The 19,297-nt window shown below is 59.3% G+C and carries 20 protein-coding genes; 9 read left to right on the top strand and 11 right to left on the bottom strand.

The genetic code is table 11. The annotated features are described in order from the left end of the window. Nucleotides 1-96: 96 nt before the first annotated feature. On the bottom strand, nt 97-1,323 hold the full coding sequence (locus TG4357_RS16095; protein ID WP_058263904.1) for a LysR family transcriptional regulator: 1,227 nt from the start codon (nt 1,321-1,323) through the stop codon (nt 97-99). Nucleotides 1,324-1,476: 153 nt separating this feature from the next. Between TG4357_RS16095 and TG4357_RS16090 the strand changes: the two genes are divergently transcribed. The 8 genes from TG4357_RS16090 to TG4357_RS16055 all read left to right on the top strand — a co-directional run bounded on the left by TG4357_RS16090 (nt 1,477) and on the right by TG4357_RS16055 (nt 9,925). Further along, a complete protein-coding gene (locus TG4357_RS16090) occupies nt 1,477-2,361 on the top strand; it encodes an amidohydrolase family protein (RefSeq protein WP_058263903.1) in 885 nt (294 codons plus the stop codon). Between the two features lie 12 nt (nt 2,362-2,373). Next, complete coding sequence (locus TG4357_RS16085) at nt 2,374-2,733, top strand: protocatechuate 4,5-dioxygenase subunit alpha (protein WP_058263902.1); 360 nt, start codon at nt 2,374-2,376, stop codon at nt 2,731-2,733. A gap of 3 nt (nt 2,734-2,736) precedes the next feature. Continuing rightward, nucleotides 2,737-3,591 (top strand): class III extradiol dioxygenase family protein, encoded by an 855-nt coding sequence (locus TG4357_RS16080; protein ID WP_058263901.1) that lies wholly within the window; start codon nt 2,737-2,739, stop codon nt 3,589-3,591. 215 nt (nt 3,592-3,806) lie between these two features. Then, nucleotides 3,807-4,250: a DUF7793 family protein gene (locus tag TG4357_RS19560; protein ID WP_058263900.1), complete on the top strand. Its 444-nt coding sequence runs from the start codon at nt 3,807-3,809 to the stop codon at nt 4,248-4,250. Then, entirely contained in the window at nt 4,247-6,724 is a 2,478-nt protein-coding gene (locus TG4357_RS16070) for a sensor domain-containing protein (RefSeq protein WP_058263899.1), read from the top strand. Before TG4357_RS19560 ends, TG4357_RS16070 begins: the two co-directional genes overlap by 4 nt. Before the next feature lie 197 nt (nt 6,725-6,921). Further along, a complete protein-coding gene (locus TG4357_RS16065; protein WP_058263898.1) occupies nt 6,922-7,875 on the top strand; it encodes an HlyD family secretion protein in 954 nt (317 codons plus the stop codon). Then, nucleotides 7,872-8,792 (top strand): ABC transporter ATP-binding protein, encoded by a 921-nt coding sequence (locus tag TG4357_RS16060; RefSeq protein ID WP_058263897.1) that lies wholly within the window; start codon nt 7,872-7,874, stop codon nt 8,790-8,792. Before TG4357_RS16065 ends, TG4357_RS16060 begins: the two co-directional genes overlap by 4 nt. Next, nucleotides 8,789-9,925, top strand: a complete 1,137-nt coding sequence (locus TG4357_RS16055; protein WP_058263896.1) for an ABC transporter permease — start codon at nt 8,789-8,791, stop codon at nt 9,923-9,925. The genes TG4357_RS16060 and TG4357_RS16055 overlap by 4 nt, the downstream gene beginning before the upstream one ends. A 28-nt stretch (nt 9,926-9,953) precedes the next feature. On the opposite strand, the gene TG4357_RS16050 is transcribed toward TG4357_RS16055, so the two are convergent. The 10 genes from TG4357_RS16050 to TG4357_RS16005 are packed head-to-tail and all read right to left on the bottom strand — an operon-like array spanning nt 9,954 to nt 18,183. Further along, nucleotides 9,954-11,246: an ArgE/DapE family deacylase gene (locus TG4357_RS16050; protein ID WP_058263895.1), complete on the bottom strand. Its 1,293-nt coding sequence runs from the start codon at nt 11,244-11,246 to the stop codon at nt 9,954-9,956. An 8-nt stretch (nt 11,247-11,254) separates the two neighbouring features. Continuing rightward, nucleotides 11,255-11,908: a 3-oxoacid CoA-transferase subunit B gene (locus tag TG4357_RS16045; RefSeq protein ID WP_233487531.1), complete on the bottom strand. Its 654-nt coding sequence runs from the start codon at nt 11,906-11,908 to the stop codon at nt 11,255-11,257. Next, the gene (locus TG4357_RS16040; RefSeq protein WP_058263893.1) at nt 11,895-12,587 is read right to left on the bottom strand and encodes a CoA transferase subunit A; all 693 of its coding nucleotides are present in this window, start codon (nt 12,585-12,587) and stop codon (nt 11,895-11,897) included. Before TG4357_RS16040 ends, TG4357_RS16045 begins: the two co-directional genes overlap by 14 nt. After that, complete coding sequence (locus TG4357_RS16035) at nt 12,584-13,075, bottom strand: GNAT family N-acetyltransferase (protein ID WP_058263892.1); 492 nt, start codon at nt 13,073-13,075, stop codon at nt 12,584-12,586. Before TG4357_RS16035 ends, TG4357_RS16040 begins: the two co-directional genes overlap by 4 nt. After that, complete coding sequence (locus TG4357_RS16030) at nt 13,072-14,424, bottom strand: aminotransferase family protein (RefSeq protein ID WP_058263891.1); 1,353 nt, start codon at nt 14,422-14,424, stop codon at nt 13,072-13,074. Before TG4357_RS16030 ends, TG4357_RS16035 begins: the two co-directional genes overlap by 4 nt. Continuing rightward, the gene (locus TG4357_RS16025; RefSeq protein ID WP_058263890.1) at nt 14,421-15,191 is read right to left on the bottom strand and encodes an amino acid ABC transporter ATP-binding protein; all 771 of its coding nucleotides are present in this window, start codon (nt 15,189-15,191) and stop codon (nt 14,421-14,423) included. Before TG4357_RS16025 ends, TG4357_RS16030 begins: the two co-directional genes overlap by 4 nt. 17 nt (nt 15,192-15,208) lie before the next feature. Then, nucleotides 15,209-15,865, bottom strand: a complete 657-nt coding sequence (locus tag TG4357_RS16020) for an amino acid ABC transporter permease (RefSeq protein WP_058263889.1) — start codon at nt 15,863-15,865, stop codon at nt 15,209-15,211. Nucleotides 15,866-15,892: 27 nt separating this feature from the next. Further along, nucleotides 15,893-16,540, bottom strand: a complete 648-nt coding sequence (locus tag TG4357_RS16015) for an amino acid ABC transporter permease (protein ID WP_058263888.1) — start codon at nt 16,538-16,540, stop codon at nt 15,893-15,895. Between the two features lie 12 nt (nt 16,541-16,552). Next, nucleotides 16,553-17,344: a creatininase family protein gene (locus tag TG4357_RS16010; protein ID WP_058263887.1), complete on the bottom strand. Its 792-nt coding sequence runs from the start codon at nt 17,342-17,344 to the stop codon at nt 16,553-16,555. 56 nt (nt 17,345-17,400) lie between these two features. Then, on the bottom strand, nt 17,401-18,183 hold the full coding sequence (locus TG4357_RS16005) for a transporter substrate-binding domain-containing protein (RefSeq protein ID WP_058263886.1): 783 nt from the start codon (nt 18,181-18,183) through the stop codon (nt 17,401-17,403). 153 nt (nt 18,184-18,336) lie between these two features. Here TG4357_RS16005 and TG4357_RS16000 point away from each other — a divergent pair, with 153 nt between their 5' ends. Next, nucleotides 18,337-19,290: a LysR family transcriptional regulator gene (locus TG4357_RS16000; protein WP_058263885.1), complete on the top strand. Its 954-nt coding sequence runs from the start codon at nt 18,337-18,339 to the stop codon at nt 19,288-19,290. Nucleotides 19,291-19,297: the final 7 nt, after the last annotated feature.

The following is a 19,297-nucleotide window of genomic DNA, read 5'->3' as shown; positions in this document are numbered from 1 at the left end:
GGTGCGGCCCATGCCGCAGCTTCGGTTATCCCTGCAGCTATCATAGTGCCCTGCGGGGGTGGAATTTGAAACAGCTGCCCGTGCCATTCAATTTTGTTATAGATCGCTAATCGGTCCCATCTGGCGACCCTCTTGCCGGATCAGATCCATGAAGCGGGTCTGGGTCGGTGTCGGTTCCCATCCGGCGCGATAGGTCAACCCGATGGACCGGGTGCTGTCCTTCAGGTCGATCGGCAAAGTCACCATCATGCCGATTTCCATTTCCACCTCGAGCTGGCGGCGCGACATGACGGTCAGGTAATCGCCGCGCAGCATCAGCCCGCGCACCAGCGCCAGCGAACTGGCCACGATGCGCACCGGGGTGTTGGGCAATTGCGGTATTTTCAGGCTTTCAAACAGGTAGCTGCCGCTGGGCGTCGGTTTCGGCGGTGCGATCCAAGGAAAGGCAAGGGTATCTTCCAGTTGCAGATCGGAACGTTTGGTCAACGGGTGATCCTTGCCCGCGACCACGTATAGCCGATCCTGAAACAACGGTTCCTGCACCACGTCCTCGGCGGGCAACGGATCGCGCAGCGCACCGAGGATGAAATCGACGTCGCCGAAGCGCAAATCGCGCAACAGCGTTTCATAAGGCGCATCGACGCAATGCAACTGCACCCTGCCTTCTGTCGCCCGGAGCAGGCGATCCATCGCCGCAGGCAGGATCGTAGGCCGCGACAGCGGCAGCGAGCCGACCACGATCCGGGTTGAATCGCGGCCTTGAAAGGCACTGATTTCATATTCCCCCTGCCGCATTTCCGCCGCCGCCAGACGCACGTAATAGGCAAAGGATTCCGCCGATGGCGTCAATTGCACGCCGCGCCGCACCGGTTCGAAAAACGTCATCCCCGACAATCGTTCCAGATCCTTTGCCGCCCGGTGAACAGCCGGTTGCGACACCCCGAGCTGCCGCGCCGCGTGGCTGAAATTTTCTGTCTGTGCCACTGCGGTCAGCGCCCTGAGCTGGGTCGAGGTGGTCAAACGGTGGAAATCTCGCCGCCCCGGTTGCGGTGCCTTGCGCCGGGCCTGGCGTTCGCCTTCCTTCAGCAAATCCAGCGCCCGGTCGACCCGGTACAGGAACAGCTTGCCCGCCTCGGTAGTGAACATGCCTTCGGGCCGCCGGTCGAACAGCGGTTCGTTCACCGCGCGTTCCAGTTTCGCCACGGCCTGCGTGACAGCGGGTTGCGACAGGTGTACCCGCTTGGCGGCTTCGTTGATGCGGTGGCACATCGCAACTTCATGCACCGCCTGCAAATGTCGGACATTGGGCAGTGTCACCTGCATCTCATTCCCCCATTTTCACATTCTCTATAACATTTTCAAATTGATACCCACAAGGAATGAACTGGGGTTTTCCGGTCCGCAGCCCTATGTTCAGCACAATACCGGGGCTTGGTCCCGGCGACATCAAACGACCCAAGACAAGGACTATAGCCAATGGACGCGGATTATCTGCCTTTCCATCCTGCCCCCAAGGTGCCGGATTTCACACCGCCCGCAGGGGCAGTGGATGCGCATTGCCATGTGTTCGGCCCCGCCGATACGTTTCCTTATTCGGCGAAACGGAAATACACCCCCTGCGATGCGCCCAAGGAAAAGTTGTTCGCGCTGCGCGATCATCTGGGGTTTTCCCGCAATGTAATCGTTCAAGCGTCGTGCCACGGCACCGACAATGCCGCGCTGGTCGATGCGTTGGAAACCGCCGGACCGTTGGCGCGCGGGGTGGCGGTGGTATCACCCGACGTGACCGACGCGGAACTGGACGCGATGGACAAGGCCGGTGTGCGTGCCGTGCGGTTCAATTTCGTCAAGCGGCTGGTCGATGACACCCCACGCGAAGTGTTCACCGGTATCGCCGAACGGATCACCAAGCTGGGCTGGCATATCGTGGTCTATTTCGAAGCCCCCGACCTGGAAGACCTGGCGCCGTTCCTGACCAGCCTGCCTGGTATCATCGTGGTCGATCACATGGGCCGCCCCGATGTTTCGAAAGGTGCTGATCACCCCGATTTCGACCGCTTCATCGCCCTGATGGCCGAGAATGACAATATCTGGGTCAAGGTCAGCTGCCCGGAACGGTTGACCGTGGCCGGTCCGCCCTATGACGACGTGGTGCCGTTTTCGCGCCGCCTAGTCGAAGCTTTCCCCGACCGGGTTCTGTGGGGCACCGATTGGCCGCACCCGAACATGAAATCGCACATGCCTGACGATGGCCAGTTGGTGGACGTGATCCCGCGGATCGCCACCACCGAGGACGCCCGGCGCAAGCTGCTGATCGACAACCCGATGCGGCTGTACTGGCCCGAAGAAACAAAATCATAAGGAGGAGACGTCATGGAACTGCAAGACCTGGACCATCACGTTCACATCGAAGGCACCACGATTTTCGATGGCGAAATGGCAATGAAGGGATATGCGCTCAACAAGATGTGCTTTTCCTTCAACAAGGCTGTCGCGCGCGACGCTTACCTTGCCGATCCCGAAGCCTATATGGAAAAATTCGGATTGAACGAGGACCAGAAACAAGCCTGCCGCGACAAGAACGTGTTGGCGATGATCGCCGCCGGGGGGAACATCTATTACCTCGCCAAGTTCGCCGGCATTTTCAAGCTGAGCGTGCAGGATGTCGGCGCCCAGCAGACCGGCATGACCACCGAAGAATTCAAGGAAAAACTGCTGCGGCAGGGGGACTGATCCATGGCCAAGATTATCGGAGGGCTGACCACCAGCCACATTCCCGCCGTCGGCAACGCGATTGCCAACGAAATGTACGACGATCCGTATTGGAAACCGTTCTTCGACGGCTACCCGCCGGTGTGGGAGTGGCTGGACAAGCATAAACCGGACGTTGCGATCAACATCTACAACGATCACGGGCTGGGTTTCTTTCTCGACAAGATGCCAACCTTTGCGATCGGGGCGGCGCATGAATATGTCAACGAAGACGAAGGTTGGGGAATCCCGCAATTACCGCCCTTCCCCGGCGATGCCAAGCTGAGCTGGCACATCATCGAAGGTATGGTGGCGCGCGAATTCGACATCACGTCCTGTCAGGAACTGCCGGTTGATCACGGCTTCACCGTTCCGATGCAATTGTTTTGGCGCGGCGCCCATGCCAACCCGGACATGCCGCGCGCGATTCCGATCAGCGCCAACACGGTGCAGCACCCGATCCCAACGCTGAAACGAGCGCTGGATTTCGGCAAGGCGCTGCGCAAGTCGATCGAATCCTACCCCGAGGACATCAAGGTGGTGATCCTGGGCACCGGTGGGTTGAGCCATCAGCTGGACGGGGAACGCGCAGGGTTCATCAACAGGGAATTCGACACCTATTGCATGGAAAAGATCATCGACGATCCGGAAGAGCTGACCAAGATCACCCGGATGGAATTGGTCGAAAAGGCCGGCGCGCAGGGTACCGAATTCCTGATGTGGATGATGATGCGCGGTGCGCTTGGCGACAACGTCAAGGCATTGCACAAGAACTATCATATCCCGATTTCGAACACCGGGGCCGGTACGATGCTGCTGGAATGCGAAGGCGTCGACTGATCGTTCACACGATTGCACGGTAAATTGCGACACGGCGGGTTTGCAACGGCCCGCCGTTTTGGTTTTCCAGTGGGTTTACCCAAGAAACCCACTAACTGAACACTTTGAATCAAAAGCCATTTTTTACAGATTATTGACAGAACCCCGTGACACTCCATCCGCGCGATTGCGGTTCTTTCCCAGAACCCATCTTGCAGAAAGAAGGAGACGGTAACGTGGATGGCAAACCATTTATTGGAACGCAACCGGCAGAAAAACAGCCGGGCGCACCGGCGGTGGTCAAAACGATAAAGACCGAAACCACGAACACGGTGCTGGGCGAAGACGGCATCATTCGGGTCATCATGCATCCCGGCAGCTCTGAAGACCTAGCATCCGCCAAAGCCGCTATTGATGCGCTTGGCAAACTTTGTGGCGGCAAAAAATGCCCTGTCATCGTGGACATGGCCGGAACGATTGGCGCAACCCAGGACGCCCGGCGTTATTACAGCAGCGAACAGGCCACCAAACAAATGTCTGCCTGCGCGATGCTTGTCGGATCGCCGCTCAGCAAGGTTTTGTGCAGTTTCTTTCTGGGTCTGAACAAACCCCGGCATCCGGTGCAGTTGTTCACGTCGGAACCGGATGCGGTGGCATGGCTGAAAGGGTACCAGACGTGAGCATCGAAACCCCGGAACTGGCCCGGGAAAGCATGGATCAGATCCTCAACATGATCCTGCAATTGGCATCGGGGGGATTTGATAGCCGGTTGGAACCGTCCGGCACCGGCAGCACGATTGACGCGCTGGCGGTGGGTCTGAACATGCTGGCGGAAGAATTGACCAGTTCGGTACAGGAACGGGAACAGGCGCTGCGATCGCTGGAAGAAAACGAACTGAAATTCAGAGCGGTCACTGATACCGCGCTTGACGCTGTGGTCATGATCAACAGCGACGGCGCGATAACGCTTTGGAATCCCGCCGCCGAAAGAATTTTCGGATATGCACAGGCCGATATATTGGGCCAGGACGTCGATATTTTTCTTGGCGCGTCTGGGTTGCGGGAATTTTACAAAACCGGCTGGGTGCATTTTCGCGAAACCGGCGAAGGGCCGGTCGTCGGCGACATCCACGAAACGCTGATACAAAGCAAGGATCACGGCGATATACCGATTGAATTGTCGATCGCTGCGGCGTTTGTGAGCGGGGAATGGAACGTGATCTGCATTGCCCGCGACATCACCGAGCGCAAAGAAATGGAACAGTCCATCCAAGAAGAACGTGAGGATCTCAAGATCGTGGACCGCACGTTATCGAGCTTCATTGGCGGCGTGGATGTCCAGAAGGCATTCGACACCGTCATGGTTGAATTGCTCGATCTGACCGACAGCGAATATGGTTTCTTGATCGATCTTTGCACCGATGAGGCGGGTAAACCATATATGCGAGCGCTGACCATTTCGGATCGGGACGGATCCGCGCAAAACCGCCCCTATTGGCAGGATCACCCGTCAGGGGAGGCCAGGTTTTACGATTTCGACAGCCTGAACGCTGCCGCCATCGTCACCGGTGGCCCCGTGATCGCCAACGATCCCGCCCACCATCCAAGCAGCAAAGGGACCCCTAAAGGACATCCGCATCTGGATGCTTTCCTTGGTATTCCGCTGTTGCGGGGGCAAAAAACCATCGGCGCAATCGGATTGGCCAATCGGAAGGGCGGCTATGATGACGGGTTGGTCAGGCGGCTGAACCCGTTCAAATCGGCCATCGCCGAAATTATCGCAGCCCATCAAAACGATGAAGCCCGCCGAAAATCGGAACAGCGCACCGAACATTTGGCCAATTGCGACACGTTGACCGGGCTGCCGAACCGGAAGATGTTCAACGACCGGCTGCAACATGCCGCCTATCGGGCAAAACGCTATGACGAAAACTTCGCATTGCTGCTGCTGGACCTGGACCATTTCAAGGATGTGAATGACACGCTTGGCCATCCGGTTGGGGATGCGCTGCTGGTAGCCGTTGGCAAACGGTTGGAAGCGGCGGTGCGTGAAAGCGATGTGGTGGCGCGGCTGGGCGGTGATGAATTCGCGGTCCTGCACCTGAATTTGCAGGACGCAAAAGACGCGGCCGTCCTTGCCCAGCGGTTGATCGACCAGTTGTCGCGCCCGTTCGAAATTGAAAACCACCGGATTCACACCGATGCCAGTATCGGCATCACGCTGTATCTGCCGGGCAAAAGCGACCCGACCCATCTTCTCAGTCAGGCCGACACCGCGCTTTACAGCGTCAAAGAGGGCGGCCGCCACGGGTTCCGGTTCCATGATGCCGATGTCGAAGCCGATCTGCATCAGCGCGTAACCCTGATCGAAGAATTGCACGAAGCCATCACGAAGCAGCAATTCGTTCTTTACCTACAGCCGCAGATCGACACCCACAGCTGCCAATTGGTCGGGGTGGAAGGGTTGTTGCGCTGGAACCACCCCGAAAAAGGCATTCGCGGTCCCGGCGATTTCATTGATGTCGCCGAAGACAGCGGGTTGCTGCTGGATATCGATGGGTGGGTGTTGCAGGACGCTTGCCGTCAGATGCGCGCCTGGCATGATCAGGGGGTGATGCGTCAGGCAACGATCAGCGTCAACCTGTCGACCCTGCAATTCAAGACCTCCGATTTTGAAAGTAATGTCCTCGCGGCGCTGGGCCGGACCGGGCTGGCCCCGCGTTATCTTGAACTGGAAATCACCGAACGATCCCTTGCCGAACGCCCCGACGAGGTGGCCGCAGTCATGCAGCGGCTGTCGGCAAAGGGCATCCGGTTTTCGATCGACGATTTTGGCACCGGGTATTCATCATTGCAGTATCTGAAACGCCTGCCGGTCAGCAAAATCAAAATCGCCCAGGAATTCATTCGCGACATGATGAGCGACAGCAGCGATGCTTCTATCGTCCGGGCCATCATCAGCCTTGGGACCGAGCTGGGCCATGACGTCATCGCCGAGGGGGTGGAAACCAAAGCGCAGCTTGAATTCTTGCAGCAAAGGGGGTGCCATCTGTTTCAGGGCTACTATTTCGGCCACCCACAACCGGCATCCGAGCTGACCGAACGACTGCGGCGAGTGGCCGGATCAGACGGAAAATGGCCAGTTTGCACCTAAGTTAAATTCGCCGATCAGGTCATCCCCGCCTTCATTCAGCAGACACCGCGCCCCAAGTCCTGCGTGAAGCTTTCTTTGTCTTCCGGCCGGTTGCAGGTAAAACCTGTACACAGGCCGAACGGGAATCGGTCTGAATGGGACGTTGGGCCGTGCGCGGTTCACCCGCATCATCGGGATGACACAGGCCGGAGGCAGTTATGAGTTTCGTTTGCGCTATCCCGCTACTTTCCACGCTTTTCGCGCAATGCGCTCCGGTTCTGCCGCTTGCCACCGGCTATGTCGAAGCCGAACATGTGCTGATCGCCCCGGTCGCAACCGCGCGGATCGAGGAAATGACCTTGAGCCGTGGCGATGCGATCGCCAAAGGCGACATTCTTGTACGACTGGAACGCGGTGACGCAACCATCGCGCTGGCTGAAGCCGAAGCCGCCCTACGCGCTGCCGAAGCCCGCCAGGCCAATCTGGGCGAAGGGCGCCGCGCGGAAGAAATCAGTGTGATCGAGGCCAATCTGGCCTCTGCCCGCGCCCAAGCACAAGAAATCGCCCGCGAAACGGCGCGTGTTTCCAGCCTGGTAGAACGCGGCGTTGCCCCACAAGCGCAGCTGGACGAAGCACAAAGCCGGCTGGACGTGGCCAATTCGCATGTGATCGAAGTTGAAGCCAACCTTGCCGTGGCGCGGCTGCCGGCGCGCAGCTATGAAATCGCCGCAGCCCAAGCCGATGTCGCACAGGCCGAGGCCCGGGTCGCCGCCGCCGAATGGCAATTGAGCCGACGCACGCTTTATGCCCCCGCCGATGGACGGGTGACGGAAATCCTGCGCAACGAAGGCGAAATCGCCGGACCGCAGGCCCCGGTCCTGTCGTTGCTGCCAGACGGGACGGTGTTTATCCGGCTCTACGTTCCAGAAACGGCGATTGCGGCGATCAACATCGGAACCCGTTTACGGATCAATTGCGACGGCTGCGGCGAAGGTGCCGAGGCCACGGTCAGCTATATCGCGGAAGAACCCGAATTCACCCCGCCGGTGATCTATTCAATCGAAAACCGGCAAAAGCTGGTCTTCATGGTCGAAGCGCGCCCGGACAAAAGCGACAAACGGCTGAAGCCCGGCCAGATCGTCGATGCGATTCTGCCGGAGCCCGCACAATGACCGAACCGGCCATCGATGTGTCCGGGCTGGTCAAACGGTTCGATGGCCGAACCGTGGTTGATCATGTTTCGATGCGGGTCGAACAGGGCGAAATTGCCGGTTTTCTGGGGCCGAACGGATCGGGTAAAACGACAACGATCCGGGTCATGTGCGGGTTGCTGACTGCGGATGAAGGCCACGGTCGGGTTCTGGGCCACGATCTGCGCAAACGGCATCTGATCAAGCGCGAAATCGGCTATATGACCCAGCGATTTTCGCTGTATGAAGATTTGACCATCGCCGAAAATCTGGCTTTTGTTGCCGGGCTTTACGGATTGAACCCCGTTCAAAGCTTCGTTCGTGACACCTTGGCCGATCTGGGTTTGACGGCCCGACGCGATCAATTGGCCGGGACGTTGTCGGGGGGCTGGAAACAGCGTCTGGCGCTGGCCGCCTGCGTGATGCACAATCCGCGGCTTTTGCTGCTGGACGAACCGACTGCGGGGGTCGACCCGAAGGCGCGGCGCGAATTCTGGGACGAAATTCATCTGCGGGCGGAAAACGGGCTGACCGTTTTGGTGTCGACCCATTACATGGACGAAGCCGAGCGCTGTCACCGGATCAACTATATTTCTTACGGCAGGCTTGTCGCTTCGGGCACCGTGGCCGACGTTCTTGCCAAGGCGGGGCTGACCACTTGGGTGCTGGAAGGACCGAACACTCCGGACGCCGCGAAGCTGTTGGCGGGAAAACCGGGTGTGGATGAAGTCACCCATTTCGGCACCACGCTGCACGTGGTGGGACGTGACGCCGCCGCGTTGAAACGCAGTGTCGCGGATGCGGTACAGGCAACCGGGGTGCAGGGCCAGCCAGCCGACACCACGCTGGAAGATGCCTTTATCCGGTTCATGGCTGACGGTCAGGACAACATGCAATGAGCCGGTATTTTTCCATCCGTCGCCTGACCGCGCTTTGGAAAAAGGAATTCATCCAGATGCGCCGCGACCGGGTGACATTTGCGATGATGCTGGGTGTGCCGCTGATGCAGTTGATCCTGTTCGGGTTTGCGATCAACAACGATCCCAAGAACCTGCCGGCAGCCTTGGTCGCGCCGACACAGGATCACTATACCCGCGCAATCGTCAGCGCGCTGGAACTGACCGGCTATTACCGTTTCGATCACGTCGCGGTCAGCGCCACAGAAGCCGAAGCCTTGATCGAACGTGGCACCGTGGCCTTCGTGGTGACGATCCCGTCGGATTTCGGTCTGCGGGTGGACCGGGGCGACCGCCCGACCCTGTTGATCGAAGCCGACGCCACCGATCCCGCCGTGGCTTCGGGCGCGATTTCGACGCTGGGCACGGTGGCGTCGGATGCGTTGCTGCATGAAATGGGCATCGCATCGCAGGCCGCAGAAACCGCGCGCAGCCATCTGAATGTCATCGTCCACCGCCGCTACAATCCCGAAGGCATCACCCAATACAACATCGTGCCCGGTTTGCTGGGCGTGATTTTGCAGATGACCATGGTGATGATGACATCGATGGCGCTGACCCGCGAAACCGAACGCGGTACGATGGAAAACCTGCTGGCGATGCCGGTCACCGCCGCGGAAATCATGCTGGGCAAGGTTTTACCGTATCTCGGCGTTGGCGCGGTGCAGGTGATCGTCGTTCTGGGAGCGGCAAAATTGCTGTTCAACGTGCCCTTCGTGGGCGATCTGGGGCTGCTTTTGCTGGGGGTGCTGGTGTTCGTTTTGTCGCTGGTCCTGCTGGGATATTCGATTTCGACGGTTTCGCGGTCGCAGATGCAGGCGATGCAGCTGACGTTCTTTTTCTTTTTGCCTTCAATCATGTTGTCGGGTTTCATGTTCCCGTTTCGGGGCATGCCGGTCTGGGCGCAATGGATCGGCGAATTGATGCCGCTGACCCATTTCCTGCGGATGATCCGCGCGGTGATGCTGAAAGGCGCCGGGCCAGCCAACATACATCCCCAGATGACGGCCCTGATCGTGTTCGTGATCATCTTTGCGCTGATCGCGCTGGCCCGTTTTCGCCGGACGTTGGATTGACCGGGCCAGCTTTCGGAGATGGCGAAGATCAGATGTCTTCGAGACCGCACCAATCGGCGATGAACAGCGCCGTGGCTTGGGTAACGCGGCGCATGCTTTCAAGGTCGACGCGTTCGTTGAAGCCATGGATTGCCTCGGCGCGCGGGCCATAGACCAGCGCCGGGGTGTCGGCATACAAGCCAAAGAAGCGCGCATCGGTGGTCGCGGTGATCGCCGCTTTGTCAAGCGCATCCCCATTCACCGTGCCATGCGCCGATTCAAGCGCACCAATCGCCGCCTTGGCATTAACAGACCCGTCCTGAGACAGCGCATAGCCTTCGGCCTGGAAACCGTGATAAACGATTTCGGGCAGCGAGTTTTTCAGGAAATCGTTCTGCCGCGCCGCTTCCATCAGCACCGCTTCGATGTCTGCCTTGGCGGCTTCGATGCTTTGCCCCGGGAAAATCGCCATGCGGACGTCGAAAACGCACCATGCGGGGACCGAACTGGTCCAGTCGCCACCCTCGATCTTGCCGATATTGAGGTTGAGCGTGTGATCCATATGCGCATAGTCGGCAGGCCGGTTTTCCGGGGCGTTCCAGCGCGATTCCATGTCGTGCAGCGCGGCAATCAGCGGGATCGACGCTTCGATCGCGTTGGCGCCACTGCCCGCATAGGCGACATGGGTCGGCAGCCCCTTGAGATGAACCTGAAACCAGATCACCCCGATCTGCGCGGTGACCAGTTTTTCGGCAAAAGGTTCCGGGATCAGCGCGGCGTCGGCCTTGTAGCCCCGGGCCAAACAGGCCAGCGCCCCATTGCCGGTGCATTCTTCTTCGACTACCGATTGATAAAACACATCCGCCGCAGGGGCCAGACCAAGCCGCCCAAGCGCATCCAACGCGAACAGGTTCGACGCCAGCCCCGCCTTCATGTCGCCGGCACCGCGCCCATACATCCAACCGTCATCGACACGCGGATCATAAGGCGGGCTGTCCCACATATCGAGCGGCCCTTCGGGCACCACATCGATATGACCGTTGAGGATCAGCGACCGCCCCTTTTGCGTGCGTGACGTATGGGCCCCGACCACGTTCACCGCGTCTTCATAGGGGCCAAGAACGGGTGAAAAACCGGGCAATGCACTGATTTCATTGACGTCGATCTGCCAGCGGTCAACCGTGTAGTCCCGCGCAACCAGTTGTTCGACCATGAATGTCTGGGCGCTTTGTTCGTTGCCACGGGTGGAGGGATGCGCGGTCAGTTCGGACAGAAATCCGATCTGGTCATCAAATCCGGCGTCAACAGCACCGAGAATGCGGGTTTTGGTGTCTTGGTCCATGATCTGCCTCAGAATGTGGGAATGTCACCGGTCGGGAGGGAAAGGGGCGCGCCGGTCGCTTCGGTGAGCTCGGCAATGCTTACCCCTTGCGCATGTTCGACAAGTGCGAATCCGCCCGGTGTGATGTCGATCACCGCCATGTCGGTGAACACGCGCGCCACGCAGCCCTGCGCGGTCAGCGGCAGGCTGCATTCGGTTTTCAGCTTGGGATTGCCAGCGCGGTCGGTATGGGTTGAAAGCACGATCACGCGCCGCGCCTTCTGGGCCAATTCGATGCCGCCGCCCGGCCCCGGGGAAAATTTGCCGGGCACTTTCCAATTGGCAAGATCCCCGGCCTGACTGACTTCGAAAGCACCCAGCATGGTCAGGTCGAGCCGCCCTGACCGGACCAGCGCGAAGCTGACCGCGCTGTCAAAGAAAGCCGACCCCGGTACGGTCGAAACATAGGCCCCGCCCGCGTCGATCAGATTCCGGTCGGCCCGGTCCGGCGGCAAGGTCGGGCCGATGCCGGCAAGCCCGTTTTCGGTATGCAGACAGACCGGGAAATCGGCAGGCAAATGGTTCACCACCTGAGTCGGCAGACCGATCCCCAGATTGACCACCATGCCCGGTGCGATTTCACGCGCGGCCCGGGCGACCATGCGGTTTCTAGCGTCGGACAATGGCGTATTCCTCGCTGATCTGGGTAAGTTCGACGACGTGGTCGACGAAAGGCCCCGGAGTATGAACGTCATCGGGGGACAAGCCGCCCATCGGCAGCACCTGTTCGGCCTCGGCAATCACCCGAGATGCGGCCATCGCCATCAGCGGGTTGAAATTGCGCGCGGTGGCGACGTAATCAAGGTTTCCGAACGCATCGGCGCGGTTGGCATGGATCAGCGCCACATCGGCGCGCAGCGCGGTTTCGACGATGTAGCTTTTGCCATCTATGGCCAGCGTCTGTTTGCCCTCGGCCAGTTCGGTATCTTCGGCGATATCGGTAAGGATGCCGCCCAACCCGGCCCCACCGGCGCGCACACGTTCGGCCAAGATGCCCTGCGCGTTGAATTCCACCTCAAGGCGGCCTTCGTTCATCAACGCCATGGCGCGCGGATTGAGACCGATATGGGTGGTGATCAGCCGCGCGACCTGTCCCGAAGCCAGCAAATGATCGACGCCCATATCGGTTTCATTCGCGTCATTCTTGATCACCGTCAGGTTTTGCGCCCCTTGCCGCACCAGTTCGTGGATCAGGGTGAACGGCGTGCCGGGCACCCCGAACCCGCCGATCATCACGGTTGCGCCGTCGGCAATACCGGCCAGCGCGTCTTCGATCGTAGTGGTTTTGTCAGGCAGTCTCATGCGGAGGCTCCCGCATCGGGGCCGAAATCCGAAAAGGCGGCCCCGTCAAGCGCCATCGGAATATCGTCGGGCTGCGCGGTGAATCCCAGCCGGGTGTAGAAAGCCCGGGCCGCGTCGTTATGGCCATGCGTGGTCAATGCCATGTAACACGCCCCCCAACCACGCCGCGCGTGATCCGCAACGGCGGCCAGCAACCGCGCGCCAAGCCCCTGCCCGCGCAGTTCGGGCGCGGTCCACAGGTCTTGGACGTAAACACCGGGTTGCCCCCTTGTGCTTGAATAATGACGGAAAAACAGCGCGATGCCGGTGGCGCGGCTGTCATGTTCCGCAATCATCGTTGCAAACAGCGCCGTCGGGCCAAAGCCATGGGCGCGGATCGTGTCGGGCGTGGAGGCAAAGCGCGCGCCATCGCCGGTTTCATCCGCCAACCGGGCAAGCAATGCCGCGATTGCCGGAGCGTCAGCAGGAGAAGCGAGACGAAGTGTCATGCCGAAGGCTCCACCTCGAGCCCGGCATCGGCGGCGAACGCATCCAGACTGTCGGTCAGGATGGACATCATTTCGTCGATCTGGGCTTCGGTGATGATCAGCGGCGGGGCAAGCAGGAAATGATCGCCTGCCGCGCCACCACGAGTGCGGCGCGAATAGATGATCAGCCCGCGTTCATAAGCGCGTTCTACAAGCTGCGAAAACGCGTTCAGCCCGACCGGCAGCGGTTCCATCGTATCGCGGTCGGAAACGAATTCAAAAGCGGTCAGCAACCCTTTGCCGCGCACGTCACCGATGAACGGATACCGCGCCATCAGCCCCTGCATGCGGGCGATCAGCACGTCGCCCATCGCGGCGGCATTGGCCACCAATCCCTCGGATTCGATTTCTTCCAGTACGGCCAAACCTGCCGAACAGGCCATCGGGTTGCCGGCATAGGTAAACCCATGCTGGAACCCACCCGCATCAAGGATCGGTTCGACGATCCGGCTTCCGGCCACGGTCGCCCCGAGCGGCGCATAGCCCGAACCGAAGCCTTTGGACATCGCGACGATATCGGGGATGATCCCCCAATGTTCGGCGGCAAGGAACCGTCCGGTGCGGCCCACGCCCGTCATCACTTCGTCATAGATCAGCAGCACGCCGAATTCGTCGCAGATTTCGCGGATGCGGCCGTAATAGCTGTCAGGCGCAACCAACGCGCCGGTCGAAGCACCGCCAACCGGTTCCATGATGAAGGCCAGCACCGTATCGGGGCCTTCGGCAACGATCTTGTCGCGCAGCATTTCGGCATATTTCAGCCCGCGTTCATGTTCTGTCAGGTTATCGCGGTCGAGATAGGTGGCTGGGGCCGGGATCTTGGGCATGCCGCGCATCATCGGGGCGAAGGGTTGCGTCAGCGGGTCATAGCCGGTCAGGTCAAGCGCCCCAAGCGTGCAGCCGTGGTAGGATGGAAAGCGGGAAATCACTTTCCAGCGGCTGTCCTCGCCTTGGGTGATCTTGTACTGGCGCGCCAGTTTGACCGCGCTTTCCACCGCTTCGGACCCACCCGAAACAAAAAACACGCGGTCCAATCCTTCGGGCATCATCTGCGCGGTCTTGGCGGCCAGATTTTCCGACGCTTCGGTGCGGAAATGCAACCGGTAGCCAAAGGTCGCCTTGTCCATCTGCGCCTTCATCTTGGCCAGAACGCGCGGGTTGGAATGGCCAATATTGGACACCATTGCGCCCGAAGACCCATCAATGTAGCGCTTGCCCGACTGGTCGAACAGATAGATACCTTCGCCCCGGTCCAGGAACGGACGAGGGTTGCGGGATTGGTAAAAAAGATGGGATGGCTGGTCGGTCACTTTGCACCTTCAAGATGTTTGCGCAGGAATTCGCGGGTTCTGTCCTTATCGGGGTTGCGGAAGATCTTTTCGGGCGGGCCTTCTTCGACCACGACCCCCTGATCCATGAACAGCACCCGGTCGCAGACCGACGCCGCGAAATCCATTTCATGGGTGACGATGATCATCGTCATGTCTTCTTCGGCGAGCTTTTTCATCACCAGATTGACCTCTTCGACCAGTTCCGGATCCAGCGCCGAGGTGGCTTCGTCAAACAGCATCAGCTTGGGCTTCATCGCCAGCGCCCGTGCGATGGCGACGCGTTGTTTCTGCCCGCCCGAAAGCTGCGACGGATAAAAATCGATCCGTTCCAGCATGCCAACATGGGCCAGTTGTTCTTCGGCCAGCGTATCCGCTTCAGCCTTGGAAATGCCTTTGAGCAGCTTCGGGGCCATCGTCACGTTGTCGCGCACGTTTAGATGCGGAAACAAGTTAAAATGCTGAAACACCATGCCGATCTGTTGGCGCATCTGGTTGATGTGTTTTTCATATTGTCGGTGCGGCAGCGTCTTGTTGACCTGCACCCCGTCAAGCCAGATTTCCCCGCTGGTCAGCGCATCGAGATCGTTGATCGCCCGCAACAAGGTCGATTTGCCCGAGCCGGACGGGCCGATGATGGCCACGATCTGACCGCGTTCGACGTTGAGGCTGATGTCCTTGAGAACTTCGAGATCGCCATATGCCTTCTGGGCGTGACGGATTTCGACGAAATGCTGGGTATCGGTCATATCTGTTCCTTGTGGGTTCAGCGAGAGAGCGCGGTGCGGCGTTCGATCCGGCGCAGCACGGCTTCCATCCCCAGATTGATGATGTAGTAACAGGCCGCGGCAACCACATAGAATTCAAACGGCCGGTAGGTGCGTCCGATGGCCCGCTGGGCCGAAAGTGTCAGTTCGGACACCCCGATCACCGAAACCAGCGCGGAATCTTTCAAAAGCGCGATCATGTTGTTGCCGATCGGCGGCAGCACGTCGCGCACCGCTTGCGGTATCACGACCTTGCGCAGCGCCTGGCCGTTCGACAGGCCCAACGTGCGGGCCGCTTCCATCTGCCCCTTGTCGACGGCAATGATCGCGGTCTGGATCAGTTCCGAATTGTAGACCGCAAAGTGCAGCCCCAGCCCGATCACCCCAGCCACGAAGGCCGGCAGATCGACCCCGATCTGCACCAGCCCGAAATAGATCAGGAACAACTGCAAGAGCAGTGGTGTCCCCATGAACAGCCAGGCAAACCCCCGAAACGGCAGCCGGATCGACCAATGCCCATAAAGTGCAACCACGGCAAAGACGATGCCGCCGAAAAAACTGAGAAGCGCCGAGGCGACTGTGATCGCAACGGTCCACAGCACGCCGATCAGAATGATGTCGTAAAACTGCGGGACGACGGAAAAATCAAGACCCATTGCGGCCTCCAATGATCTGATGCGCGCTCATACGATCCGCGCCTTGCGGTCAAGCCAGGCAACCCCGCGACCGGTCACATAAATAATGACCATGTACAGGACGCCGGAGAGCAAAAACATTTCGAACGGCCGGTAGGTCGACCCGATATAGCGCTGTGCGGTATAAGTCAGTTCCACCACCGAAATCGCAGCCACCAGCGCGGTCCCCTTGATCAGCGCGTTGATGTTCACCCCAAGCGGGCGGATCATCAACCGCATTGCCTGAGGCAGGATCACATGGCGCATCGCTTGCATCTTGCTCAGGCCGACGGTACGGGCCGCTTCGCTCTGGCCTTTGTCAATGGCTATGATCGAACCGCGAATGGTTTCGGTCATATAAGCCCCGATATTGACGCCAAGGCCGATCACCCCGGCCTCGAAGGCATCGAGTTGGATGCCGATCTGTGGGCCGCCAAAATACAGGATGAACAACTGGATCAGCGCGGGCGTACCGCGAATGAGGCTGACATATGTGGCGCCGATGATCCGCAAAACGCGAAACCGCGACAACCGCGCAGCCGCCCCAAGCGTGCCGCAGGTCAGCCCCAGAATTGTCGTCAGCACCGACAATTCTATCGTTACCCAGGCCGCTTGCAGGAAATACGGGTAGACCCGCAGCATCAGATCGACATCCATGCGGTGCGCTCCCTAATGGTGGTCTTTGCGCGCGAGGATCGGCAGGGCGCGGATTTCGCGCACCAGGGCCGTGGTTTCCTCGATCGCGGCAGTGAGAAACAGCTTACCGGTTTCCGGGTCGGCCACGGTCGGGTCCCCCATCGTGCCGTCGGGCGATACCTCGGACCACCAGCGCATCAGCATCGCCTTGCCGCCGCCCATCGCCAGATCGAGGTTGAAGAAGTTGGTCTGCGGATCGTGCAGATTCTGGGCGGCCGACTTTTCGATATGCACATGTTCGGGCTGCAAATGGGCGTACATCGCCGCCTCGAATTCTCCGGCATGGGCGATGCCGCCAATGTCGGACTTGCGGTGTTCGTTGATCCGGTCGGCGCAGAGGTTCCAATAGGAGGCCGAGACGCAGATGATCCCGGTTTCGATCACCGTCTTGCGCGCCGAAAGGTCGAGGATCGGATGGTTCGAGCCATGCGAATTGAGCAGCAGTATCCGCCGGAAGCCGTGATGTGCCAATGACTTGGTGACATCGGTGACAAAGGCGATCAGGGTTTCCGGCTGAATCCAGATTACCCCCGGAAAATCCTTGTGATGCTCGTTAAAACCATAGGCGATCGGCGGCATCACCAAGACCTCGTCGGGGGCCGCGGCAGCCACGCCATTGGCAACCGCCATGCCAAGCACCGTGTCGGTGTCGAGCGGCATATGGGGGCCGTGGTCTTCGGTGGCCGAAACGTTCAGGATCACCACGCGATCCTTGTCGGCATCGCGCACCTCTTCCCAGGTCAGTTTTCCGTAGTCGGTTGTCATGTGATGCTTGCCCGTATAGTGGGCCCGCCACGGATCTGCGGCGGACCCTTAAATGTTTAGCGAATGTCGGCGCCGATCCATTCCATGGCGATGTCCGTATAGGTGCCGTCTTCCATCATCGAGTCGAGCGCGGCCTGCATCGCGGCACCAAGCTCGGGGTTGCCTTCGCGGATGGCGATGCCGGCACCGAATTCCGCGGTCTCGAAGTCGATCGTGGCATAGTCCTGATCCTTTTCGCCCATCGCGAGGATCGCGGCGATGGAATCGTTGACGATCGCGTCAACGCGGCCGTTCTGAAGCTCCAGAAGCAGCTCAGGCAGGCCCTTGTAGGTGCGTATTTTCCAGCCCCGCTCACGCGCCCATTCCTCGTGCGTTTCGCCAAGCGTCACGCCGATTTCGGCCTCGCCAAGCTGGTCAATCGAGGTGAACTCGCTGCCGGGATTGGTGAAAATGGCGCGCTTGGTGGTATAATAGGGGCCGACGAAATCGACCACTTCGTCGCGCTCTTCGGTGATCGTCATCGAGCCGACAATGGCGTCGTATTTGTTGGCCAGCAAGCCGCCGATGATGCCATCCCAAGCGGTGGTGACGATTTCGGCCTCAAGGCCCATGCGCTTGGCAATTTCGGTGCCGATGGCCGGGTCAAAACCCACCACTTCGTTTTTGTCATTAACGAAGTTGAACGGAGGATAGGCCCCCGACATGGCAATCCGCATCACGCCTTTATCCTTGAGCGTGGCCAGTTCGTCGGCCATCGCCGGGGCGGTGATCGCGATTGAACTCAGGGCAAGGCTGCCCGCGGCAATTGCGGTTTTCAAAAAGATTCTACGCTTGGTCATTTTTCTCTCCCGTTGGTCTGTTTATCAGTCGTTCGGTCCGGGCCTTGCCCAGACGCGAAGTGGCGGTTTTTACGCCTTGTTGAAAAGGCTTGCATGGCACCACATCATCATGCAAATAAATAATACAAATTCTAATTATCGTTGAAATCTATAATGAAGCCCTATGAACAACGGTTCCCTTGGCAACTTGACTGGAATCTTTTGCGCACCTTCATGGTCGTCGTGGAACAGCGCGGCATTTCCCGCGCGGCCGATTTTCTGGGGTTGAAACAACCGACGATTTCGTCGGCCCTGAAGCGGTTAGAGCAGGCAATGGGGCAGCGCCTGATCATCAGAAAACCCAATGAATTCAAGGTGACGCGGGCGGGGCAGATCCTGTATTCGGAATGTTCTTCCATCTTTGGATCGGTGTCGCAACTGCCTGCGTTGTTGGAAGTCACCGCAGAGGAATTGCGCGGCCATATTTCGGTGGCAATCGCCAGCCATGTCAAATCGGATCACTTCGACGATGTGCTGCATGATTTCGCCAAGCGCCACCCAAAGGTGACGTTTTCCTTCACCGTCGCCGAAAGCGAAGAAGTCGCATCAAGGATCAGTCAGAACCGAACAAGCCTGGGGATTTGCCTGTTGCAGCATATTCCCCCGAACCTGAAGGCGTCGGTATTGTACCGGGAATATTTCGGTCTGTTTTGCGGTCCGCGGCACCGGCTGTTTGACCGTGAAAACATCGCGCTGTCCGATCTTGCCGGCGAACCATCGGTATCGTTTCAAACCGAAGTGGAAAATGGTCCGCTGGAACCTGTCGCCCGGCTCAGGGCGCGGGCAAATATCGCGACCGGGTGGCGCGGCGTGTCATCGAACCTGCACGAATTGCGGCGGATGATTGTGTCCGATATCGGTATCGGTGCCCTGCCCCTGCATGTCGCCGCGCGGGATGTCGAACGCGGGCGTCTGCGCCAACTGCCGCCCTATGACGACCTGCCACTGGTGAATATATACCTGTTGACCAACCCGGCCCGTCGGTTGTCCGATGCCGAAGCGACGTTCCTGACGATATGCGAAGACGCAATCGCAAGCGTGGACCTGCAAGACCGAACCTATCGCTGAAAAAGGC

The organism is Thalassovita gelatinovora, assembly GCF_001458355.1.
In the GTDB taxonomy this organism is placed as follows: domain Bacteria; phylum Pseudomonadota; class Alphaproteobacteria; order Rhodobacterales; family Rhodobacteraceae; genus Thalassobius; species Thalassobius gelatinovorus.
Note: the sequence above shows the minus strand (reverse complement) of the source record. Positions and strands in the feature narration are given on the sequence as shown.